The 22,783-nt window shown below is 58.6% G+C and carries 16 protein-coding genes and 5 pseudogenes; 6 read left to right on the forward strand and 15 right to left on the reverse strand.

The window, feature by feature from the left end; translation table 11 throughout:
- Positions 1–70: 70 nt before the first annotated feature.
- The 4 genes and pseudogenes from QA648_RS36095 to QA648_RS36110 all read right to left on the reverse strand — a co-directional run bounded on the left by QA648_RS36095 (position 71) and on the right by QA648_RS36110 (position 8,851).
- Positions 71–5,047 carry a shikimate kinase gene (locus tag QA648_RS36095; protein ID WP_283054964.1) on the reverse strand — a complete coding sequence of 1,659 codons (4,977 nt, stop codon included), beginning with the start codon at positions 5,045–5,047 and terminating at the stop codon, positions 71–73.
- 373 nt (positions 5,048–5,420) lie between these two features.
- Positions 5,421–5,762, reverse strand: a complete 342-nt coding sequence (gene trxA, locus QA648_RS36100; RefSeq protein WP_283054965.1) for a thioredoxin — start codon at positions 5,760–5,762, stop codon at positions 5,421–5,423.
- A gap of 456 nt (positions 5,763–6,218) precedes the next feature.
- Positions 6,219–7,259, reverse strand: a pseudogene (locus QA648_RS36105) (IS110 family transposase); the annotation flags it as partial.
- A 434-nt stretch (positions 7,260–7,693) separates the two neighbouring features.
- Positions 7,694–8,851, reverse strand: a pseudogene (locus QA648_RS36110) (IS110 family transposase).
- A 346-nt stretch (positions 8,852–9,197) separates the two neighbouring features.
- On the opposite strand from QA648_RS36110, the gene QA648_RS36115 reads away from it, so the two are divergent.
- Positions 9,198–9,467: a hypothetical protein gene (locus tag QA648_RS36115; RefSeq protein ID WP_283054967.1), complete on the forward strand. Its 270-nt coding sequence runs from the start codon at positions 9,198–9,200 to the stop codon at positions 9,465–9,467.
- 646 nt (positions 9,468–10,113) lie between these two features.
- Here the strand turns inward: QA648_RS36115 and QA648_RS36120 are convergent.
- Positions 10,114–11,154 carry an IS110 family transposase gene (locus QA648_RS36120; protein ID WP_283054968.1) on the reverse strand — a complete coding sequence of 347 codons (1,041 nt, stop codon included), beginning with the start codon at positions 11,152–11,154 and terminating at the stop codon, positions 10,114–10,116.
- A 201-nt stretch (positions 11,155–11,355) separates the two neighbouring features.
- Between QA648_RS36120 and QA648_RS36125 the strand changes: the two genes are divergently transcribed.
- Complete coding sequence (locus QA648_RS36125; RefSeq protein WP_283054969.1) at positions 11,356–12,390, forward strand: IS110 family transposase; 1,035 nt, start codon at positions 11,356–11,358, stop codon at positions 12,388–12,390.
- Between the two features lie 474 nt (positions 12,391–12,864).
- On the forward strand, positions 12,865–13,902 hold the full coding sequence (locus tag QA648_RS36130) for an IS110 family transposase (protein ID WP_120708988.1): 1,038 nt from the start codon (positions 12,865–12,867) through the stop codon (positions 13,900–13,902).
- A 692-nt stretch (positions 13,903–14,594) separates the two neighbouring features.
- Here the strand turns inward: QA648_RS36130 and QA648_RS36135 are convergent.
- The 5 genes and pseudogenes from QA648_RS36135 to QA648_RS36155 all read right to left on the reverse strand — a co-directional run bounded on the left by QA648_RS36135 (position 14,595) and on the right by QA648_RS36155 (position 17,972).
- The gene (locus QA648_RS36135) at positions 14,595–15,419 is read right to left on the reverse strand and encodes an IS110 family transposase (RefSeq protein ID WP_283054970.1); all 825 of its coding nucleotides are present in this window, start codon (positions 15,417–15,419) and stop codon (positions 14,595–14,597) included.
- Between the two features lie 30 nt (positions 15,420–15,449).
- The gene (locus QA648_RS36140) at positions 15,450–16,016 is read right to left on the reverse strand and encodes a transposase (protein ID WP_283055081.1); all 567 of its coding nucleotides are present in this window, start codon (positions 16,014–16,016) and stop codon (positions 15,450–15,452) included.
- 198 nt (positions 16,017–16,214) lie between these two features.
- Positions 16,215–17,068: pseudogene (locus QA648_RS36145) on the reverse strand (ISL3 family transposase); the annotation flags it as partial.
- Between the two features lie 75 nt (positions 17,069–17,143).
- Positions 17,144–17,377: pseudogene (locus tag QA648_RS36150) on the reverse strand (ATP-binding protein); the annotation flags it as partial.
- Complete coding sequence (locus tag QA648_RS36155) at positions 17,376–17,972, reverse strand: hypothetical protein (RefSeq protein ID WP_283054971.1); 597 nt, start codon at positions 17,970–17,972, stop codon at positions 17,376–17,378. The pseudogene QA648_RS36150 and the gene QA648_RS36155, both read right to left, overlap by 2 nt.
- A gap of 209 nt (positions 17,973–18,181) precedes the next feature.
- Here QA648_RS36155 and QA648_RS36160 point away from each other — a divergent pair, with 209 nt between their 5' ends.
- The 3 genes and pseudogenes from QA648_RS36160 (at position 18,182) to QA648_RS36170 (ending at position 20,181) form a co-directional block, all read left to right on the forward strand.
- Positions 18,182–18,370: a hypothetical protein gene (locus tag QA648_RS36160; RefSeq protein WP_283054972.1), complete on the forward strand. Its 189-nt coding sequence runs from the start codon at positions 18,182–18,184 to the stop codon at positions 18,368–18,370.
- 27 nt (positions 18,371–18,397) lie between these two features.
- Positions 18,398–19,451: pseudogene (locus tag QA648_RS36165) on the forward strand (IS630 family transposase).
- 496 nt (positions 19,452–19,947) lie between these two features.
- Positions 19,948–20,181, forward strand: a complete 234-nt coding sequence (locus QA648_RS36170; protein ID WP_283054973.1) for a DUF6074 family protein — start codon at positions 19,948–19,950, stop codon at positions 20,179–20,181.
- Positions 20,182–20,221: 40 nt separating this feature from the next.
- On the opposite strand, the gene QA648_RS36175 is transcribed toward QA648_RS36170, so the two are convergent.
- The 5 genes from QA648_RS36175 to QA648_RS36195 are packed head-to-tail and all read right to left on the reverse strand — an operon-like array spanning position 20,222 to position 22,775.
- On the reverse strand, positions 20,222–20,683 hold the full coding sequence (locus QA648_RS36175) for a thermonuclease family protein (RefSeq protein ID WP_283054974.1): 462 nt from the start codon (positions 20,681–20,683) through the stop codon (positions 20,222–20,224).
- A 5-nt stretch (positions 20,684–20,688) separates the two neighbouring features.
- Positions 20,689–21,024 (reverse strand): DUF736 family protein, encoded by a 336-nt coding sequence (locus QA648_RS36180; RefSeq protein WP_283054975.1) that lies wholly within the window; start codon positions 21,022–21,024, stop codon positions 20,689–20,691.
- Positions 21,025–21,082: 58 nt separating this feature from the next.
- A complete protein-coding gene (locus QA648_RS36185) occupies positions 21,083–21,664 on the reverse strand; it encodes a thermonuclease family protein (RefSeq protein ID WP_283054976.1) in 582 nt (193 codons plus the stop codon).
- Positions 21,661–22,329, reverse strand: a complete 669-nt coding sequence (locus QA648_RS36190) for an acyltransferase (protein ID WP_283054977.1) — start codon at positions 22,327–22,329, stop codon at positions 21,661–21,663. Before QA648_RS36190 ends, QA648_RS36185 begins: the two co-directional genes overlap by 4 nt.
- Positions 22,326–22,775 carry a hypothetical protein gene (locus QA648_RS36195; protein WP_283054978.1) on the reverse strand — a complete coding sequence of 150 codons (450 nt, stop codon included), beginning with the start codon at positions 22,773–22,775 and terminating at the stop codon, positions 22,326–22,328. Before QA648_RS36195 ends, QA648_RS36190 begins: the two co-directional genes overlap by 4 nt.
- Positions 22,776–22,783: the final 8 nt, after the last annotated feature.

The raw sequence follows: 22,783 nt of genomic DNA on the forward strand, positions 1-22,783 counted from the left end.
GAATCGCCACGCTAACACATCATCGCCACGCGCGAATCTCCCATTTTTTGTGACTCAGTAAGACTAGAGTTTATCGACCTCGACTTGAGCGTTCTCTGCTTCTCGTGGAAGACGCTAAATCCGCTCGTGCGTTACTGCCGGCCAGCAAAGGCTGCGGGGCGGCGGTGAGGGAGTCGAGGGGCGGCGGCCGTTCCCCTTCAGCCAATCGTGCCGCCGGCGCCTGGATGGTTTCCACGACGACGCCCCCGCAATCGTAGCCGTTGTGATGATCATCGTGCATGCGATGCGCTGTGGGTGACATGCTGATGGCGGTGCCGGAAGCACCGGAGACATCCGATATCTCGGCAGCGGGCAGGGCGGCTTCTCTGTCGCGGCACAGGAAAGCGTAGAGTTTCTCCACGCAAGCGCGAGCTTTTTTCTCTTTTTGAAAGGGCGGGGCCAGGGCCAACCTGATATCGGCTTTTTGGTAGAGCGAACTGCGCTCTTCGTACAGCTGTTCAACCTTCTGCTCGACGTCGGGGCCTTGCAGCAGCGGCCGGGTGGTGCCCCTCTTGAGGCGCCTGCAGAGCTCTTTCAGGTCGGTGTCGAGCCAGATCGACGTCGCCTTATCAAGGATCAGGGCTCGATCGGACTCCTTGCCAAAGCCGCCGCCGGTCGCGATGACGATGGGCCCTCTCTCCAGCTGCTTGGCGAGCTCTTTGGTCTCCAGGTCCCTGAAGTAGGCCTCGCCGCGGCCAGGGTCGGCGAACATCTCCCTCAAATTGCCGTGCTCGGCGACGATACGCTCATCGGTGTCGACAAACTCCACCCCTAACTCCTTGGCAAGCTGGGTGCCGATGGTCGACTTGCCGCTCGCCGGCATGCCGACGAGCACGACCGGCCGCGTGCCCAGGGCCGCGAGGATTTCGCCGGCTTGCGGCGAGCGAGCGACCGCAATCTGTTTTCTTGCGACGGTGCGCGACCTGGAGGTCCCTGCCACCCTCGACCTGCTATCTCCTGACGAGCCCCAGTTTAATATGTCCCAGGCGCCACAGGGAATGGGGACCGGCTCGCATTCGCTCTGCTCGCGTTGCGCGCGCTCGGCCCGGTAGCTGGCCGGCGTATGGAACTCGACCTCGAAGCGATAGTTCTGCGCGGTTCTGAATGCCGTGTGAACGCCGCGTAACCGCGGCATGCCCATCCTGATGAACCAGTTGGTGGTCTCGACCTCGCTGCAGTCCCGCTCCTCGAAGGCCAGTGCCGCCTTCCTGAAGGCGCGCGTAAAAGCCTCGTCCGGGATCTCGAAAACATGGCGCACGGCGTTGGTGGCCAGTTGAGCCTTTGGAGCCGCGCTCACGCTCTGGCCAGTCAACTCGTCGGCTATCCAGAGCCCGCGCGACCGTTGGTCAAGATGAGACACCTTCACCTCGATGCCGTCCCACAGCAAAAGCTCGGCAACCTCGCGCACAGTTTCGGTAATCGCGCTTTCTTGCGCTTCGGCGGGGGCGGCTTCGAGCCTGGCGCGCTCCAGGGCCTGTTCGCTGCTCAGCGCTATCATGCTGGCGTGGTCGTCGTCTGCCGAGATCGCTGAGGCGCTGGGCAGGATGCGCTGTTCGATGGCGAGTCCGATCGAGGCCTCCATGACGGAGGCCGCCAGGGTAGGATTGTCCTTCAGATCCGCCAGACTGCCATCGACGTCGAACCGGCCCTGGTGTAGCTTTGCCGCCTGCGCCTTGACATAGGACGCCGCCTTGAAGCCCGGCCTCCGCTCCAAAAGCCGCTGCAATTCGGTGGCTTTTTGCTTGAACGTCCGCGCACCGGTATCGGACTTGTAGGCGTCCGTGCCGACCTTGATGCCGACGATTAGCAGATTCATGGCGCTTTCATGCAGATCGTCCGGGTTGTACCCCTCGGGCCGCGGATCGATGCGCGGCCTGTAGTGGGTGAGCAGGAACTCGATGCGCTTCCTGGCGTCAGCGGTTGCCGGATAGGAATCGCGGAGTTCCGGAAAGAGCACACCGGCGTCGGCGCTGACGGCAAGCTTCGCGCCGGTTGAGGCCACGGATCCCGCCAACTGCTGCTTGACGTCCGGCTGCTCATGAGCCGGCTCGCTATTGAGCTGCAGGTTCCAGTCCTGGAGCTCGGCCACCAACAAGGCGGCCAGTTCGCAGGCTACTGGATGCCTTGCGGCCTTGCTGTCTTGCTCCGCCCTGGCGATAAGCTCGTGGAGGGTATGGCCATCCGGCCGATCTTCATGCAACAGGGCGCGGACGTCGGTCATGAGCTGATGATGGATGCCCTCGTAAGTGCCGAAGACGGCACGCTCGGCAAACCGGCGTTGCGCCTCCAACGGCTGCGCCAGCGCGTTGCGCTGCAGGCAGCTGTAGGTCTCGAGCACCAGCCCGGTGGCCGACAGGATCTGCTTGGACCGGCTGAACTGGTAGCCGCCTTTCTCAATGGCCGGCGTGTGCGACTTCGGCGGCTTCATCGAGGCGACGCCGCGCGCCTGCAACCCCGCGTCGAACTGGCGTACGTGCTCGTAAAGGCGAGGCCGGTCGCCGATAATGACGACGCTGTCGCCGTCAAAATCGCCGTCGAGCTTTTTTTGTTCGGCGGTCGGAACCGCAACCAAAGAGCCGGGCGCGAACACCTCCGTCGCCTGCAAGATGCCGACGCACTCGAGCGCGGTGTCGGCCTTGACCCGGTCCTTTTCCTCCAGCCAGCTCGAATGGCACTTGACGTCCTCGGCAGACATCACCACCCCGCGCTCGGCGAAGTCCGCAGGCCACATTTCGTCGGGCACAACGATCAAGATTCCTTTGGCAAAAAGGGTCGGATCGTCGGCGGCAAGCTCAGCCCCCGATCTGTGTGCGACGTTGAAGCTGTATTGGAAGGCCACGCACCGATCCAGGAATGCCGCAGTCGGGTGGCGCCCCGACCTGACCCGGTCGGCGGAAAACGGGCGCAGGTTGGGCTTGTCATAGGGGGAGCGCCCAACAAGCACGCCAGCGTCACGGGTCAAGGTCTTGCTCTTGCCCGCCGGCACATGCAGGCATTCGTCGCTGGACGGCACGGCGATAGCGATCGAACCCTCGATATGCCCGCCCGTGACCGTCCGGAACAGCTCCTCGGCGGTGAGGCTTTGTTGGGTTTCGAGCCAAGCCAGAGCCTTCTCGCGGGTCTCCTGTGCCACCTCGACGCTACGCGGATAATGTTGCAGCGCCGAGGGCGGTACCGCCGATTGCCTTTTATCGGCATAGGCAGGTATCCGCTCGGGAGCGTCGTGGCGAGCCCGGGCAATGGCGGGCATGCGCTCGGCCAGTGAGGCCCTGATGAAGCCGCAGCCGTCATGCGGCCGCAAGGCGATCTCGCCGTCTCGCCCTTCGAACCGGAAGGGATGCACTGCGCCTGCGGGGCGGTCGGGCAGAAGGGACAGTTTGAAGCACCCTTCCAGCGCATAATCATGCGGGCCAACGTCGGGGATGCCCGGCGGCGCGGCAAATCCGCGGCGCTGGGTATAGTAATAAGCTTCCTTGAACGGCGCCCAGGCCCGCGACAGCTGCTCAAAGGCAGTACCCGGAGCCGTCTCGGCATAGGGGATCGCCAACAGCTTGCTGCTTGGGGCCTCTTCGGCCGCGAAGGGCAGCTGAGAGGCACGCTTGGTCAGGCTCTGTTTCGTCGGCTTCAATTTGCTGCCGCCGAACAGGTCCATGCGGTAGGGCACGCCCTCGACCGCGAACGTGCGTGCCAGCATGGCGGCAGTCGGAGTTCCCTTTAGCTGCACCGCCACCACCTTCACCGCGCCCGAGGTCAAGCGGTTGAAAATGGAATAGCGGAACTCGGCTTCGTTTGCCAGCGGCCGGCCTTGCATGTCGACCACCGGCAGCCGCATCAGTCCGGCATCGCCTTGCGGCGGTCTCGGCTCGTGGTCCATGGCCTGAAGGACCCGATGGACATCGAAGCTGGCGGGTTCATGCTGGGCCTGGATGATCGATGCGTTCTGCGCCATGAAGGTGTCGAGCGCTTCGAGCGGCTCCTTCGCCTCGATCTCGGCGATCACGTTCCAGGCCATATAGGAAAGGTCGGCGTCGATGAGGGGACGGGCACCGTCCAGGATCTGCCTGGTCTTGCCGTGCAGCTCTTCCCGCCTGGCCTGCAAGGCGAGCTGGTCGCCGTCGACATTAGGCGGCCGGTAGAGCGTCTCCAGCACCGCCCGGGTCTTGAGCACCTGATAGATCGAAAGCGCCGGGGAGCGGCTTGCATTGGCGCCGCTGGTGCGCTCGGCCTGGCCTGCCTTGAGATGCGCCTCGATCTTATGTTCCACCACCGGCTGGATGGCGTTGAGCAGGTTCAGCGCCGACTTGCGATGCCAGCGCAACACCGGCTTCGGGCTGCACGCCAATGGCAGCAGGGAGGCGCAAAGATTGCCCATCGCCTCGAGGTTGTTGTCGAGCTTAAACCTGGGAGCGGCACACAACACCTCGAGCCTGTCCAGCCCCGGCTGTGCCAGCGCACCGAAATCGTCCAACAACTGCGCCTTGCCCAACGCCTTGAATATACTCGCGACGGCATGGACATCGGCCTGTTGCAGCCGATCTTCGGCATATTGGAGGTAGTGCGCCAGCTTATGCAGCCGGTCCTTCAGCAAGGCGGGTTCGTCGACCTCGCCGGCGGTCTCTCCCTCGATACCCCGCCACAGACCATTGGCGATCCTGACTAGCGCAGGCGTGCTGAAAGTGCTGAAGCGACGGCCCTTGGAACCGAGCTCGCGCGCGATGGCAACCATCGCCTTGCGTGCTTTTTCTTCTTCCGGCCACTTGCCGAAACCGTTCACCAGATTGGCCAATTCTTCATCCGAGAATCCGTCGAGATTGCCGGCGCGAGCAACCACCGCGCCGGCGATGGCAACCGTCGCTTCACGCGTCTTCTGCTGGTCCGGCCATCTGCTGAAGCCGTTCACCAGATCGGCCAACTCTGGATCCGAGAACCCGTCGAGATTGCCGGCGCGAGCAACCACCGCGCTGGCGATGGCAACCGTCGCTTCCCGCGTCTTCTGCTTGTCCGACATTGCGTCCGAGATGGGGTCCGGGCCTCCTTCGTGATTAGGTCGCCCTGCTTGTCCGAGCAAATCTCCGGTACTGCCCATATTCCCTCTCCGCTCCAGCCAAAACGCATCGGCTAAAGTGTGTCAACAACAGGGCGTCGCGGTGGTTTGATTGCGGTCACGCGAGCCTGCAACGGCATGCTTGAAAGCCGCATTCACGCAACGGAAACTGCCTCGACAACGCCGCAATGAAAAGCTTCTTCGCCGCTCAATCGCTCCGATAGCCAAACCAACGACCGCATCAGGCTGAAGCTCAAAGGGCCGAGCCTGTAAAAACGCCGTTAAATCAGCCTATAAACCCTACCATTTTACGGGGTTAGTCGACGGTTTTATTGCGTTACAAATTTAGCAATATCAATGAGGCAGCGTTCGAAATCCAGTTTAAAAGAGCTGTCTTCGGTTTGGCGCCGACCGAGAAATCGGCCACTTCGCCGCCCTTGAAGATCGCGAGCGCCGGAATGGAGCGTACGCCCAATTGGGCGGCGAGTTCCAGGTTTTCATCGATGTTGAGCTTGGCGACCTTAATCTCGCCTTCCATCTCGACGGAGATTTCCTCGAGGCTCGGAGCAATCATCTTGCAGGGATTGCACCATTCAGCCCAGAACTCGACGACAACGGGCGCTGCGGATTCCAGAACTTCCAACTGGAAATTATTGATATCGACTTTCACGGTAGCCATAGGCCGATCCTTTGACCGAAGAAGATATTGAATCACATGCGATGGTGCGGTGCATAATTTTCAATTATCGCGCCGACGCTCTTTGGGACAAAGGGGCGTTTCCCCTGCGATGCCGGAGCCTACCTCCTGGACCACAGCCCCCGACGTTCCTCCCTGCGGCAGCCCTCCCCTTTTGGATAGTTCAGCATTGTCTACCTCCAATGAAAGAACGCAAGGGGCAAAACACCTTCAGTTGGCGGCTTTTCCTTGGGTTCGGTTGTGTTTTGACCGATCGGGTAATCTCTTCCTTCCGCTGGACAGGTTTGTTCTGCCCTTCGGTCTTGAACCATTCTCAATTCGTAACCTGATGCCTTCGTGGCTTCGGTCACAGAGTGGCGTTCGGCTCCCGGTTTCCCATTCTCCTTTAAGAGCGCAGCCCAGTTCTACCGGGCTCGCTAGCCGGCCATTAGGACAACCGGATATCGTCGACGTGTCTTCCATGTTGCTTTGGCCGCGCGGCTCGTAAGCGCGCTGATCGCGCAGGATCTGGAAGGCGATCGTCAAAAGCTTACGCGCGATGGCCACACGCGCCTTGTTGGTTCCTCTGATGTTCAGATGCTCGTATTGGGCGCGCAGCTGTGGATCGCTGGCGATGGCGGGAGCGACCGCTTCCACGAAAGCCCAGCGCAGCCACTTGTTGCCCTGCCTGATGATCTTGCCGTGAAAGGTCTTGCCGCCGGAGGAATAGGTCGAGGGCACCAGGCCGGCATGGGCGGCAAGCTTCTTGGCGTTGCGGAACCGCGATATGTCGTCGATCTCGGCGTCGATCAGCCGGGCGAAGAACTCGCCGATGCCGGGGATGGTCTTCAACAGCTTCACATTGGCATTGGCCTTGGTCATTGCCCGGATCGTTTTTTCCGACTGCTTGATCCGCCCGTCGATGTCGCCGATGAACGCGAGGCCGCGATCGATCTCCGAGACGTTGACCTGCGCCAGCTGGGCACGGCCGGCCTTGCCGAACAGGTCGCCGAGCTTCTTCAACTGCGCCGTCTGTTCGGGATAACGATCAAACACCGTGACGATGCGGTTCTTCGTCATCGTCCGCAGCCGCACGTAAAACATCCGCTCGCGCAGCGCGACGCGAAGCTCTCGCGATCTCTCGCTTGGCGCCCAGGCCTCCGGCACCAGGTCGGCTCTGAGCAGATGCGCCAGCACCGTCGCATCAATCTTGTCGGTCTTGATCTTGGCGTCGGCGATCGCCTTCACCTTCAACGGATGGGCGAGGACGACATCATCACAAATGTCGTCGAGCCAGTCGTAGATCACCATCCAGTTGCGCGTCGCCTCGACAACAGCATGCGAGTTCTCGCGGTAGCGTTCGAGAAACCCGCCCAGCGACTGGCGGTCGTTCTTCACCCGGCCGGATCTCAGCGTCTTGCCGCCCGAATCCTGGACCACCAGGTGGCTGTAGGATTTGTGGTAGTCGACCCCGATATGGTATTCATAAGAGGCAGTCATGCTTCCAACTCCCTTGTTGAGATCTGCAAAACCCCAATAAGGTAAGCCGAAAGGCTGGAAGTGTGACTGTCCTCGATCATCACCTGCATCTCAGTGATCCGTTCTCTCAGCCGGCGCGGCCTCTTTCATGCCGCCTCACATGGGAAAGCCTGCGTCAAGTCATTCACTTCTATTCTCCTCTTCACGGTATCGGCTCCAGGTTCCAAGCCCGACTGCATGACACGGCTCGGTTAGCTGAGCCTGATCAACCTCACATTCGGTCGGCGCTGTTGCGGCCGCACCAGGATCCCGCTTGCGGCGGGTAGGGCTTAGGACGACGAGACCATTCTCCACTACCGGCATTTCGCCCTGGTGGCATGCGGTTCGCCGACCCGGATCCGCCAGGATTGATGAGAATCCCGGTAGATTTCGTAACGGGTGATGTGTGGTGACAATCAAGCTCTCTTCATTATTGCCCCTTCAATGACGACACCCGAGGCAACGTATTTCCAGATTGCGACCAGCAACTTGCGCGCCAGTGCGACAATGGTCGACTTCTTCATACGTCCACCGTTGCGATGGACGCGTGCATTGAACCATTGGCTCAGCTCCGAATCCGGCTGGTGCCGTAACCACAGCCAAGACAGCTGTATCAATGTCACCCGCAGCCGGGGATTACCCGCTTTCGAAACGCCCTGTTCCCGATCAATAGTTCCGCTTTGCCAGGGTGTTGGAGCCAGTCCAGCATAGGCGGCGACCTGGCGACGGTTGTCAAAATGCCGGAACAGACCCTCCGCCCATAAGATGTTTGCAAACTCGGTGCCGATCCCTTTGAGCTCAAGTAGCATCGTGACCGGTGAAGGCTTCATCTCCGCAGTCTGCGCAGCGATGAGCGCGTCGCGCTCGTCCTCGACTGTCCTGATCTGTTCAAGCAGAAGTTCCAGCCGATCCAGCTCCCGAGCAATCTGCGCTTTCATATGCGTCGGCAAGGCATGCCCGTCGCCAGTCTGCAGTACTTCCAACTGTTGCCGCCGGTCCTTGTTCATTGGCTCGTAATTGGTGATGCCTTGTGAGAACAGCAGTCCCTTTATCCGGTTGATATGGGAGACACGCTCGGCTGTTAGCGCTTTACGCTCCCGGCCAATCCGCCGCCGGTCTTCTTCGTCAGGCGATGGTGCCCGCGCCATAGAGCACACGCGGGGTTCTCCCTCTTATACGCCATCAGGACCCGAAGCAGCGCCTCACCATCGATGCGATCCGTTTTCACCCGCCGCTGGCGCCGCGATGTTGCGATCGAAGCCGCGTCCACGACATGACTTTCGATCCTCCTTCTCTAACACGCGATGGATCCAGAAGCCGTCGAGTCCGGCTTCCTGAATGGTGACGACAGGATAGGCGTCCCCGGTTCTGGCCCGGCATCTATCCCGCAATTTCGAAAGCAGATTGAACAATCCGGCGACGTCTCCTGCCTTCAAAGCGTGCTTCGACATCTTCTCGCCATTCCCCGGCGACAGCGACGTGATCAGCCAGGTCGAACGGCTCAGTTCCAGTGAAATGAAGATCGCGCCAAGATTTGTGTGAATGGCGATCGCGGCTTTTTCGGTCTTGAACATCGGGGCCTCACAATATGGGCGTTAATTTACAGCCATTCATTCTGCAAAAATGGAGGCCGTCGCGCACCCATGGGATCTCCTTTATAAGCAGAAGCTCTACAATTAAAGCAAGAGGTGCTGTCTTTCAGCCGCACCACCGGGCCGTTCGATCAGGCGTCCCGCACGAGGCTCGTTTCCTCATCGCGGCCGTTGCCGAGGCGCAGCTCGTTCCAGGCGTGTCCGGTTCGCCTAGCCGAGGTAGTGTTATCGGCGTTTAATTCCCTAATTTCCACCCGGCCGCATGCATTCACGACCGATTTATCATCGCGCAAATGCGGCGCGTGCGAGACTGCAGCGAGCTTGCGAAATGATGGCAAAAGCCTGCGCCCAGCGCGCGCGCCAATGCCATTTCGTTGTGGCCATCGTAACCGGTGTAGACCGCACCTGCGGCTGGGACATTGTGCCCGCGGGACAGCGCGTAATCCACATCAATATTGCCGCGTCCGTGATTGAGGAGGAGGCGAACGTCGTGCACTGTCTGACCGGCCGCGGGGAATCGAGCGGGGCTTCTGACCGGATCGCTAATCATAGTGGACGGAACGCGGTAGGCGAGTTGCTGCATCTCATGTTGCTGTAGTGTCGCACCGCGTCGTTGTTCCAACGTGTCCGGCGACGTTCCCAGAGCGACTCGGGTGGGCATCGCGGAGTGCGAGGTGCTCGCGCCGTCAATATGCTTTAAACCGCAAATTCCCACAATCTCCTTTTTGCTGATGCACCAATGCAGCGCAGCGCCGGCAATTTCAAACTTTGAAAATTCCCTTGCGGATGCCAATTCGAACTGTATGGCTTGGTGCGGGCGGGTCCATGTTTATTCTCCTACATTTGCAATCAGCTATGCGCAGCAATGCTACTCTGGCTAGCTGTCGAGACAACTGACGAAAGGCGGGCCTGTCGCAAATTATTCCTTAGCCGCATGTTGATGCGGATTGAGCTAAGATTCCATATGTGGACGGGCCCCTATTGCAAGAGTTTCGAGCGGATAAATTTGATCGGATCGTTTGCGATCATATGTCCGGCCTGTTGGTGCGCTCGCACATGAACGCTGGCCAAGATGGTTTCCGCGACGTGTGTTCCAAACATGGGGGCGGCCACTAAAGGCCAATGGAATCTTCGGAGTGTCACACATCTTGGATCGATCGATCACACCATCTGCTCTTTTCTTGCAAGTTCCGCCTCAACTCGGCGTGTTGCGTGATAGCGCTCCCACGCCGTCTGAGCGAGTTCTATGCCGCTGCCAAGCTTTCTTGGGAGGCCGGGGCTTTATATCTTTCTCCGGTCGTCATCATTTTCCATGCGATCCGTGCGATCTTGTTAGCGACCGCGATCGCGACAAGCTTGGGCGGCTTGCGCTTGAGCAACGCGACGAGCCACGGTGAGACACGCGTGCTGCGCCCCGATCGAACAGCGCGCAGCATCGCCGTCGCGCCGACAACCAGCGCACTGCGCAATGCTTCGTCACCTGCCCGCGTGATAATGCCCAATTTTACCTTGCCGGCCGTTGAATGATCTTTGGGCCTCAGCCCGATCCAAGCGGCGAAGTCGCGTCCCGATCGGAAGAGCGTGGCGGATGGCGTCTTCATCACGAGGAGCGATGCCACGATTGGCCCGACACCCGGTATTTGGCGCAGGCGCTGACTGCATTCATCGGCGCGATGCCAGGCTGCCAGCTTTTCTTCGATATCCTGCAGTTCGTCCTGTAGTCGGTCATATTCCTTGGCCTGCATAGCGAATAGGTCGCGAGCAAGTTCCGGGATGTTTTCGTCAACCATAATTCGCTCTAGAAGCGGTTCGATTTTGCACATACCTTTAGCTGCCGTGAGACCGAACTCGGTCGCATACCCACGTATCGCATTGGCTAGCTGGGTGCGAGCTCGGATGAGCCGATCTCGCATTCCCACGAGCATCAGCGCGGCTTGCTGCTCCTGGGTTTTTACAGGCACAAATCGCATCGTTGGTCGGCTCATCGCCTCACATAGTGCTTCCGCGTCGGCCGCATCGTTCTTGCCCCGCTTCACATAGGGCTTGGCGAGTTGAGGGGCGATCAACTTCACCTCATGGCCGAAGGATTGCAGAAGACGGGCCCAGTGATGGGATCCGCCGCACGCCTCATTTGCTACTACGGTGGGAGGAAGCTTCTCGAAGAAGGTGATCATTTCCTTCCTTCGTAATTTTCTACGGAGAATTGGCTGTTCACTTTCATTAACTCCGTGAAGCTGGAAAACGTGCTTTGATGTATCCATGCCAATACGAATAATGCCTTCCACTAAAATTCTCCTTGTCGATGTCATGGTGGTCTCTATTCGGCAGTTTACCGCGGGGGCGGGGGCCGTCCACATGGGGTAATCGCGGGAGCGAGTTGCCCCTGATGCAGTCCTGACAATGGAAGCTGGTGGCTGTTCCCCGATAAGATGAAAGTGCGGGCTCAAGACTGGCAGTCAGGCCCAGACATCTAACGGAGAACAGCCATGGAAGAATATATCGGCCTTGATGTGTCGTTGAAAGAGACAGCCATTTCCATTCGTCGCGGCGGCAAAAGGATCTGGCGGGGTAAATGCAAATCCGACCCGGACAGCATCGTAACTTTGCTCCACAAGCATGCCCCCGACGCCAGGCGCGTCGTCTTTGAGACTGGTCCCCTTTCGATATGGTTTTATCATGCGCTGACCGATGCAGGGGTTCCGGCGATTTGCATCGACGCGCGGCATGCCAAGGCGGCGCTCGACATGGCTGCGAACAAAACGGATGCGAACGACGCCGATGGTCTTGCGCATCTTGCTGAGGTCGGCTTCTACCGCGAAGTCCGGGTCAAAGGGTACGACAGCATGCTCGCCCGGACGCTTGTGGCGGCACGAACGCGGTTGGTGACGATCTGCACGGAGCTGTCAAATCAGATCCGAGGCCTGATGAAGACGTTTGGCTTGGTCATTCCGAGTGGCAAGGGTGCAACCTTCGGAAACAACGTCCGTATGCTCCTAGACGGCCACCAGTCTCTTTCGCGGATCATTCTCCCACTCTTGAAGGCCTGGTATGGCACGCGCGAACAGGCGGCCGAACTTGGTAGGCAGTTGATAGCGATCGCGCGGGCGAGCCAATCGTGCCGGCTACTCATGTCGGTTCCCGGTGTTGGGGTTGTCACGGCAACTTCGTTCGTCACCGCCATTGAAGATCCGGAGAACTTCAAGAAGTCACGGTCCGTAGGAGCCTGGCTGGGACTAACGACACGCCGCTATCAATCAGGCGAGGTCGACTATGACGGTCATATCTCGCGCCGCGGCGACGCCCATTTGCGCGGTCTCCTGTTCGAAGCTGCAACTGTTATTCTCACGCGCAGCAGTGCCGATAGCGGCCTGCGCTCTTGGGGTTTAAAGCTAAGGGAAAGACTGGGATTCAAACGTGCCGCGGTCGCCGTTGCGCGCAGATTGTCTGTGATTATGCACGCGATGCTCAAGACTGGTCAGCTTTTTGATCGGGAAGTTGGAATGGATGCCGCCGCTGGATAAGTGTCTCGAACGCCTTCCAAGCTAATCCGACTACTTTTGCCAGCGTCCAAATATGCCTGATGGACCGGCGACAGAACGTCCCTGCCGGGACGTAGGCAGCGTGATTCCGCGTGTTGGGGTGCAATCGCATGTAAATGACGAATTGCGTCGTCCACATTGGAACACTCGACCTGCGAAGCCCCATCATGCGGCGACCGTGTGTCGACCGCGAAGACGACCCTGCTTCCGGCAAACGCTCACTAGACGCCGCGAAATCATATACTTGGCGCCCACATCGCTCGCTCTCCAGCACTAACCACAGTGCCGGCCGGCCCATCTTTGAAAAAACGCTTGCAAAATGCGTGCGATTAGATGGGATATTCGGCTTTGCGTCTCAGCGTTGACCATTGTGGATTGGGGTGCTGCGCTTCTGGCTGATGGTAAAACGAGGTCATGTCTTTCAACAGCCTCAAACATCAAAGGGAGAAGCGCAGCATGAAACACTATTGTGCACTGGATGTGTCGGTGAAAGAGACCGCGGTCTGCATTGTTGATGAGACAGGCAAGATTTGCCGGGAGACGAAAGTAGCCACTCACCCTGAGGATTTGATCTCGGTGATCAAGGATCCGAAGTGGCAGATTGAGCGGATCGGTCTTGAAGCCGGACCACTGTCGCAATGGCTTTATGACGGACTTGCCAAGGCAGGATTGCCGGTGATCTGCATCGAGACCAGGCATGCCAAGGCATTTTTGAAAGCCCAACCGAATAAGACGGACCGCAACGATGCGCGTGGCATGGCCCAGATGATGCGCGTCAATCTCTATCGGCCTGTGCATGTGAAGACATTGACGAGCCAGAAGCACCGAGCATTGCTGACCGCGCGCAAACTTTTGCAGGAGAAAGCCATCGCCATCGCGAATGACATTCGCGGATTGTTGCGCAACTTCGGTCTGAAAGTCGGATTGGTCGGCAAGATCAAATTCGAGGAGCGGATCAATGAGCTCGTCGAAGACAGGCCTGATCTACACGAAATCATGCAGCCATTGTTGGCTGCACGCAAACTGTTGCGCAACGAGTTCACCAAGCTGCACAAGAAGGTTTTGGATTTGGTCCGCGAGGATGAAGTCTGTCGCCGATTGACGACGATCCCTGGTGTCGGCCCCGTGGTCGCTCTCACCTATACGGCAACCATCGATATTCCTGCGCGGTTTGCACATTCAAAGGCGGTCGGTTCTGTGCTCGGGCTGACGCCGAAACTGAACGAGTCTGGTGAAAGCAAGCGGGTCGGGCGCGTATCCTGTTGCGGTGACGCGATGATGCGATCCCTGCTTTACGAAGCAGCACAAGTCCTGCTTGTAAACGTCAAGAAATGGTCGTGGCTGAAAGCGTGGGCGATGAATATCGCCAGACGCCGCGGGAGGCAAAAGGCGGTTGTAGCGTTGGCACGACGGCTTGCGGTGATCATGCATCGCATGTGGAGTGACGGAACCGAATTCTGCTGGACACGGGAGAGCTTGCCTGTTGCTGCATAGTTAGCAACCAGGGTAACGAAAAAAAAGGAGACAAGAAGATTCCGCCGGTGGTGGAAAGATGTCCTTCGCAGGACGACGGATGAGGTGAGTTCGCGTGTTGTCTTGGTACGGTCGTTTATTGCGATCAGGTCGCCGATTAGATTGTTCCGCCTCATTCTTCTGGTCCCATAGTGGGAGGGCCACACAGGTCGATCCCGGAGAGAAGTGCGATACTGCGAAGACATCAATCACCGCAGCTGCGGATAGTCAGAAGGTGCTTGACCTCACCACGCCGAATAGAGAAGACGACCCCAACATGGGGAGTGAATAGCGGCCGGCGCTCTGGCAAAGTGAGGCTGCAAAAAACGCACTCTCCTTATTGGAGACGCCGTCATGGAAGCTGGAACTTCCCAACCGCATACGCCGACCGCTTCTCTATTCGGCGTGGTGAGGTCAAGCGCTTCTAGTGCCCACATTTCGGTGATTTGATGTCTTTCGCAGATTCTTGCTTCTCTCCGGAATCGGCACTTTGGCCCTTCCACTATGGGGTTAGGAGAATGAGGCGGAACAATCTATCCGTCGTCCTGATTGCAGTGTGCAAACGGCACTTCGGTCGGCACGAACTCACCACATCCATCGTCCTGCGAAGGACATCTTTCCACGGTCATGTGGAATCTTTCCATCTTTGTTTCACTTGGGTGCTGCAGCGGGCCTTATGCGGCTTTTGGCAAATTATCTTTCGTCCAGCAAAACTCAGTTCCGTCGCTCCACATCCGGTGCATGATGACAGCCAGGCGCCGGGCGAGCGCCACAATAGCCTTTTGCTTTCCCGCTCGCTTGGCAATTTTCATTGCCCAAGCTTTTAGCCACGACCATTTCTTCACGAGCGTCAGGAGGGTCTGCGCTGCTTCGTACAATAGGGTCCGCATCATCGCGTCACCGCAGCAAGATATTCGGCCAACACGTTTGCTCTCGCCCGATTGGTTGAGAACAGGCGTCAGCCCTAGGATCGGCCCCACTGCTTTGGAGTTCTTGAACCGTTGCGGAATGTCGATTGTGCTTGTGAAGGCCAAGGCGACGACAGGGCCAACACCCGGAATCGTCATCAATAGTTGGCAGATGCCATCGTTTCGGGTCAAATCCAGTAACTTTTTGTGCAGTTTGCCAAATTCATCACGCAGCTTTTCCCGTGTTGACAGCAAAACTTCCATGATTTCAGTAAGGTCGGCATAGCCTTCCACCAGTTCGCGGATGCGTTCTTCAAAGTTGACCTTGCCAACCAGGCCAACCTTCAGACCAAAATTACGCAGCAAACCATGGATGTCGTTCTCAATCGCTATGGCTTTCTCCTGCAGAACCCTGCGTGCCGTGAGCAAAGCCCGGCGTTTCTGGCTTGTCAGCGTCTTCACATGCACAGGCCGGTAAAGATTGACCCGCATCATCTGGGCAATGCCCCGCGCGTCGTTGCGATCTGTCTTGTTGTCAATGCCGGGTGAAATTTCCTCAGAAGTCAGAAGTGCCGAAGTAAAATTCCCCAATTATGGGCTCTTCCGCAATTTCGGTGCAAATTAGGTTCCGATTATGCGTGAACGCAGGAGGTCCATCCCGGCTCTTCCGTACATGGAACGCTTGATGAGCTTCAACTTGTTAATCTTTCCCTCAACCGGGCCGGTACTCCAAGGCATCGTCAATGCAGCGTAAACCGCATCTATGTCGCGGCGAATCCCACGCGCGAACGGAGACATTGGCCCGGTTACGGCATCGTGTAGCCACGGCTTCAGCGCGGCGGTTTCCCGATTGCAGATCATGGACTGGAAGCGTCGTGCCAGACCCGCGGCAGCGGCAACGTCCGGTGAGGCCGAGGAAATGGCATTCACAAAGGCGCGCTCGTTCCGCGGGAGAGTATCGACATCAGCCGTCAAGAGGCGAACGGTTTGCTGGGATGAAGGCGTGTGCCATGAAGATTTGTGCGACGCCCGAGACAATGCAGGTGCAGGGACCTCGTCGCGCAGCCGTACTTTTACCCACTGGCGAAAGGTCTTTGCGCTCTCACGATAACCTCGATCGCACACCTCCCTGTAAAGCCGCGTCGCGTTGCGACAGCCTTCAAGCCAGCGCCTACGGACGTAGTCCACATGGGCATCGGCCGGATTCTCCTCGAAAACCGTACGCTTCCATGTCCCAGGTTGATTGTCTTTCAGCCATTTCCGTATGGTTTTGAGGTCGATACCAAGCTCACGCTTGATCGCCAATTGGCTCCAGCCCAGGTCATTCAGTCGGGTGACCTCCTCAAAAAGAGCACGCCGATCTTGATGCCGATTATTCTGTTGTCGTGTTGCGCGTCCTTGGAGCAGCTCTTCTTTACCGCGCTCGCGGCGCATTTGATCATCCGTATCGATCTGTGCCATAAGCACTTTTCCGACATCCCGAATAAGGCGATATCGCCGCTCCACGACATTCTGTAAGGCGTCGGAACAGTTGCGCAGGAGATGCCAACGATCGGCGACCTGCTGCGAGTTCGGCGCCCCTTCCCGGGCTCCACGCGCGTAAGCGCCAGCCCTGTCCCGGGCGATGACTTCAACCCGGGATGATCCGTAAGCCATTCTGAAAGCGTGTCCTTCTCTCGGTCGGGCAACAGATCGACAACGTTGTTCGTTTCCAGATCGACCAGGATCGTTCCGTAACGCTGACCACGCCGCCAAGCCCAATCGTCGACACCAAGGATTCGTGGCCCCTCGCAATCTCCTGTGGGATATGCCCGCCGCGCAATCCGCAGAATGGTGTCGGCGCTTACAGGCATACCAAGGCGGGTAACAAGCCTCATGCCTGCCTCTCCTCCCACTGCCATGCCGATACTGCGATGGACATCTTCCAGCCGCGTGGTACGACGACAATACCGCCAGCTCACATCGCCTGCGTTCTCTGCAAATATGCGTCTCCGGCATCTCTCGTTGCTGCAACGCAAGCGCCGGACATTCAGGGTTATCGTGACTGCACGCCCTTGCCATGGCAAGTCAGCGAGCCGCCGCTCATAACGGCTATGAACGCGGTGCGAGGCTTTCCGGCACTCTGGACATTTGGCTGCTGCCGTGCGGAAACGGCAATCAATCGATATTCCATCTTTGGATTGTTGAACGTGATCGACGACCAATGACGGCGGGATCAACGGCAGAATGCGCTTCGCCACTTCATGCTCCGGCTGATTCGTTGTGTCGAATCAATAGGATTCAGAAAGTTGCACCGAAATTGCGGAAGAGCCCAATTATGCCGCTCCGGACGACGTGGAGAATTGGGTATTTTTCGGCGGCCTGCCGCGCGGGCGTTGCGGCGGGGCGAAGGATGGCGGGGTGATCAAAGCTTTGGATCGCACGTGTTCAGGCATCAATTCGGCATGCTGGCGCAGCCTGTAGCTTGATCCCTCGATTTGGACGACGACGGCATGATGCAAAAGTCTGTCGAGGAGGGCCGTTGCGACCACGGCATCACCAATGATTTCATGATGCCTGTTTCCTCGATCGTCTATTGCGTTGAGCGCGAGCGCGCAGAATGTCGATCTGGTCCTCCGTCAATTCGATCTGCCATGGTTGTCCTTTCACTAGCTGCCGGCCTTGAATCAGGCCACGTCCCAGGTATTTGAAGATGGTCTGCGGCGTAATGCCAAGAGCTGCAGCAGCTCCTTGGACGGAATAGGTTCCATCTGGCCATCGGAAGGGATTGGGGCTCGTTCCGTTGATTTTGACCGTGGGAATACCCCAGCGTCTGCGCAGGAGCCAGACATTGTCACCTTTGAAGGCGCAATTCTGCGCGGCAAGGAAGCCTTCCGCATTCAGCACCGACGCGATTTCCTTGTCCATTTTGCCTGCGGCGTTCAGCTCCGTCATGGGAATCGTTTCGATCCTTTCGAGGCAAATAGCCGTGGGGCCAGTTTCATCGTCTTCCGCAATCTCGTCCCGCACCTCCAGCAAATCGCGTTTGGCTGATTCCACGTCTTCGAAAAACTGATCGGCACGGTCGCGATCATTCCAGCGTGCTTCACCAAGATTGGCGGCGGTGGTGTAGGTGTAGAGCGTAAGGGTGGGCGCTGTCTGCATCGGTCTCTCCTGTGCGAATATGTTCTGACAGCGCCAGACGGTAGGCATATTGCTGGCTTGGGCAATACGGTGAATTCACAGTAGTGATGCGGCTCTACCGGTCGCAAAAAATCCCCTTGCGCCACCGTCGTTTCCGTCGGGCGACCTCTCGAGGCGCCGGCGAGCGGTCCCACGATTGGGTCTCAGGGATGCCATAGAGGGCGATGGACTTGTACCATCCCGAAGCGGATACGGCGTTCTATGAGGAATGCTGCGCCGGCCTCCTGCTGCTTGTGAAAGAAATGAATGTACGCGTCTCGCCGCTCACCCAGGCAGAGCGCGAGAGCGTGCCCGCCCTGTTATACCAGCGTGAGCGATCTCTGACTCTTTTTGAGGTTTCCAAATCAGTTGAGTTCTGAATCAATATCGCAAACGGAGGTTTGCGGATGAGATCAGGAATTCCACTGCGCAATGACTTCGACGGCTTTGCGCTTCGGGCGTTGGCCAAAGGCACGAAGGATGCGGCACAGGCCCGGCGGCTTCTTGCCCTTGCCGAGATCTATGATGGCCATTCCCGCAGCGATGCAGCCAGGATTGGAGGCGTAACCCTGCAAATTGTCCGCGACTGGGTTATTCGCTTCAATGCGCGTGGCCCGTCAGGGCTCATCAATGGCAAAGCCCCCGGCAATCAAGGAAAGCTTTCCGACGTGCATCGCCAGGCTTTGGCAAAGAAAGTGGCCCGATACCGGCAGTGCATGGCGTTGTTCGCTGGCGGCGCAAGGATCTTGTTCAATGGCTGTTCCAGGAATATCGGATATCCGTCGATGAAACGACCATTGGCCGCGAGTTGAAGGCGCTCGGCTTTGCAAAACTTTCCGCTCGTCCGCGCCACTACGCTCAGAACGAAGGCGACCTGGAGAGTTTTAAAAAAAATTCCCCGCCACACTGGCAGCCATCAAAAGCAGGCTCCCAAAGAACGTCGAGATCGAGCTCTGGTGGGCCGACGAAGCTCGGATAGGCCAAAAGAACAAGATCACCCGGCGATGGGCACGCAAGGGAACAAGGCCTTTGGCACCACACGATCAACGCACGATGTGGACCTATATCTTCGGCGCTATCTGCCCCAAGAAGGGCAAAGGAGCAGGTCTCGTTCTTCCCTACTGCGACACCAGCGCCATGAACCAGCATTTGCTCGAAATCAGCCAGGCCGTCGACGACGGCGCTCACGCCGTGCTGATCGTTGATCAGGCCGGATGGCACGTCACACCGAAGCTCGACGTACCCGACAACATCACACTGCTCTTCCTGCCGCCACGCTCGCCCGAATTAAATCCCGTCGAGAACGTGTGGCAATTTCTGCGTGACAACTGGTTGTCCAACCGGATCTTCAAAGATTACGAGGACATCGTCGCCCATTGCTGCGACGCATGGAACAAGCTGGTCGCTCAGCCGTGGAAGATCATGTCGATTGGAATGCGTGACTGGGCGCACCGGTTTTGATTAACGCACGTTGGTATTAGAAGAGACGGATCGATTTGCTAAGCAGATCCGCGAAGGCAGAGCTTAGTGAAAACGCGGCGCTGATCTCCGGCGCCAATTTGCACCCTCACGCTTAGGTCGGCATCGATCTGTCAAGTCATCGTTCTAGGCGCAAGCTCGTTGCTTCGCTAATCCAATCCAGCCGCTGAATAGTCACTATGGACCCTGCTTAGGCGGACAGGGGGCAATGGCTTCGTCCGTCGGCCGCGCATACCACCGAAGCTCCGATAGATGTTGCGGAGTCCTGCGTTGTGGTCCTGATCGCGCCTTGCGGTGGCCCGTCAGCTATGAAAATTACTCGGAAGCCGCTGGGATAGGCGTCTCGCGCCGAAGACTCACAGCAGAACGGCAGCCGGCTAGTTCGAGGCGAGATGCACGGCTGGTTCACCATTTGTGAAGATCCGGCGGCAATGCTGGGCCATCCTCAGGTGATTCGAGTTGCAAGGACGAAGACGACATGACGGTTGTACAGTTCCCTGCCGATCGGCGCACAGCCGAAGTCAAACGATGCGCAGAAGCCCTCCAGCGCCTTCATGGTGAGGAAGCCAACGGCTTCTGGCGGTCGGAGATGGCTGCATTCGCCGCGGCGCTCGAGCGGCAGGGCATGGTAGCGGAGGAAATATCGTGCCAAGCACGCCGCTTCATGCATGCGGTCCAGATGGAATTGCAACTCACCTTCGCCATGCCATGAGGCAAGGAGCTAGTTTTCCGAAGATTGAAAGGCGCCGAAGCTAGCACCAGGACCGGTGTCGCGGCTCCCACGGGAAAACGACGCCTTCGCGAACGAGCGTGTGGCCGAGATCGCGACTATCAACCGATACGAAGGCGATCGAGTCTCCCCGACCATCCGTGTGGACGCGGGCCATCGTGAATGTCGATCCGTTCATAAGCCGGCCAAGCCTGTCTGTCGCCTGCTCGGCCTTTTCCCTCTCCCTGATGCATCGCGCCCGCCTGTCCGGCGCATCGATGTTGGCTATCCGAACCTGTTCGCGATGATTGCCCCATCGGTTGATGACGAATGCGTCGCCACCTACGATCTGCAACGTGACCGGCTCGCAGGCGCTGTTTTCGCAATAGGTCGCGTGGACACTAAACGAGATAAAGGCCGATCGCGGCGCTGCGTCCGCTGGTGCGGCGGTGACGAGCGAATACAGCGCCGCGGCGACCGCCGAGAACTTGCGCATTCTCTCCATGGTGATCAATCCCAGGGAATGATGACCATGAGGTCTTCGTCATCCTGGCCGGGATAGCGGCCAAGGTTGGCGTTGAGGCGGCCATAGCCGGTGTTGACGGAGAGGGTAAAATAGTCGCCACCGCTCTGGTTCTGCTTCTTCCAGATTCCGCCGATCTCGACGCGCTTGCCGCGCGGGCTTTTGGCGAACAGGCGGTAGACGGGAGCTTTTGCGTTGGCGCTTTCATACTCTTCGCCGGAGATGTCGAGATCGTAGGCGATCGAAGCGATGTTGCCACTGAGGCTCTTTCCGTCACCGGCAAACCGGACGTAATTCGTCAACTCTGTCGCATTTGCAGCCATTTGAGCATTCTCCTTTGGTTTGGATGGAACGTGTGCCGCCAGGCGGCCGAAGGGAGGATCATCCAGGCTTCCTTGATCGTGAAAGCAGCACCCGATTGGGATGCGGCATGTCGGGATAGGCCCAAAGGCCGACACGCGACTGCTCTGCGATCCCCTCTTCGATGCTGTAAGGCAGGTAGACCGGCTTGCCGGTGGTTTCGAGGGCGGCGAAGGCAAAACCTCGGGTGATCAGCATGGCGCCAAGGTCGAGCGCGTTGTTGCCGATGTGAGCCGAGCAGATGACGAGAATAGTGGACGGCTGGCCGGACGCCGGCGCCATCACTTGTGCAACGGGAGCGCAAGTCGGTTTCGTATCCTTGACGATCGCCGCCAGCATCGCCAGCGACACGGCGCCGCAGTCCTGCTTCTGCCCGGATGGATCGGTATAAACCGATCCTCGGATGCAGGCCTGCACGCCGTATAGCCGCATAGTCTGCCCGGCTTGTTGCCAACTGTCGCCCGTTAGAAACGTGACGCCCGACCGCGGAACGGCAAAGACGTGAGACGATGGCTGCGGCGCCTGCGCATGGGCGGGCGTGTAGAACGCCAACAGGACCGCGGCAAGACACACTTTTCCGGCTCCGAGGTGGCTTGTTTTCATTTCTGCAGCTCGTTTGCCGCCACCGGAGTGCAGTCGACACCATCATTGGAGTTGGTGATGCAGCCGACATTGTAGCCGGCGCCGGAGATCAGATAACTGCAAACGCTGGTACCGGCGCCGTCGCGCGTGCCAGCCGCATTGCAGTCGAGGCCGGATTTGGCGAGATTGGAAAGCTTGCCGCCTGAGCCGCAGCCGAACTGGCAGGCCTTGAGGATCGAGGATTGCGAGATGGTGGCGCAGGTACCCTGGTAGCAGACCTGTTGCCCGATCAGGCTTGTGAGGCCGTTTTTCTGAGCCGAGTACCACTGGCTGCGTTCATAACGCTGCCAGGCCGCCACCTGGGCCGACGGGCTGTTCAAAAAATCCTCGCGCGAACCGTCCCAGTACGCCTGCAGCGTTCCGCTGTCGCAGAACTGGAAGGCGCCGTAACAGCGGGTGCCGTTGACGACGGGGGAAATGCTCGCGAAGTTTCCTTCGCTTTGACTGACGTTTGAGGCGTATTCGGCGCATTCGGCTGGCATGCCGGCGGCGAGAAGGCTGACCGCACTTTCCCCGGCGAAAGTCAGCGTTGCAACAAAGCCGATGGCGAGGCCCAGATTAGCAAAAAGGTCTTTCTGGTTCGGCAGCCATTGGGACCAAGCATTCGATAAGGCGGCAGCCGTCATTTGATCGGCCCCACATCATACGAACCGGTAAAGGCCTTGCCATTCTCGCTGATCTCGGAAGTGGTGAGGTTTTTCAAATCCGCCGACAGGATGGCCGTGCCACCCAGCGGCATTTGTGGATTTGCCATATTCACCGGAGTTGCGCCCGGCTTGAGCAACACCAACAACGCCGTGCACATACCCTGCAGATTGCAATCGCCATTGGTCTGCGTGAGCAGCCAGGTTCCTGATGGGGTGGCGACGCGGGCGGTGTAGATGTTCGCAGTCCCCGCCATCTGCCTGGCATCGGCGAGATCGCTGTCTGTCCAGACGCCATCCGGATCCTGGGCGGCATCTTTCGTGGTGAGTTTCAGGGGGAGCTTGTAGCCATCCTGGGCAAAGGCGCCGTGGAATATGCCGGCATTGAGCGCCAAGGTCACGGCCAAAAGAACAGAGGTTTGTTTCATAAGCATGT

This window comes from Rhizobium sp. CB3171 (assembly GCF_029714265.1).
Classification (GTDB): Bacteria; Pseudomonadota; Alphaproteobacteria; order Rhizobiales; family Rhizobiaceae; genus Rhizobium.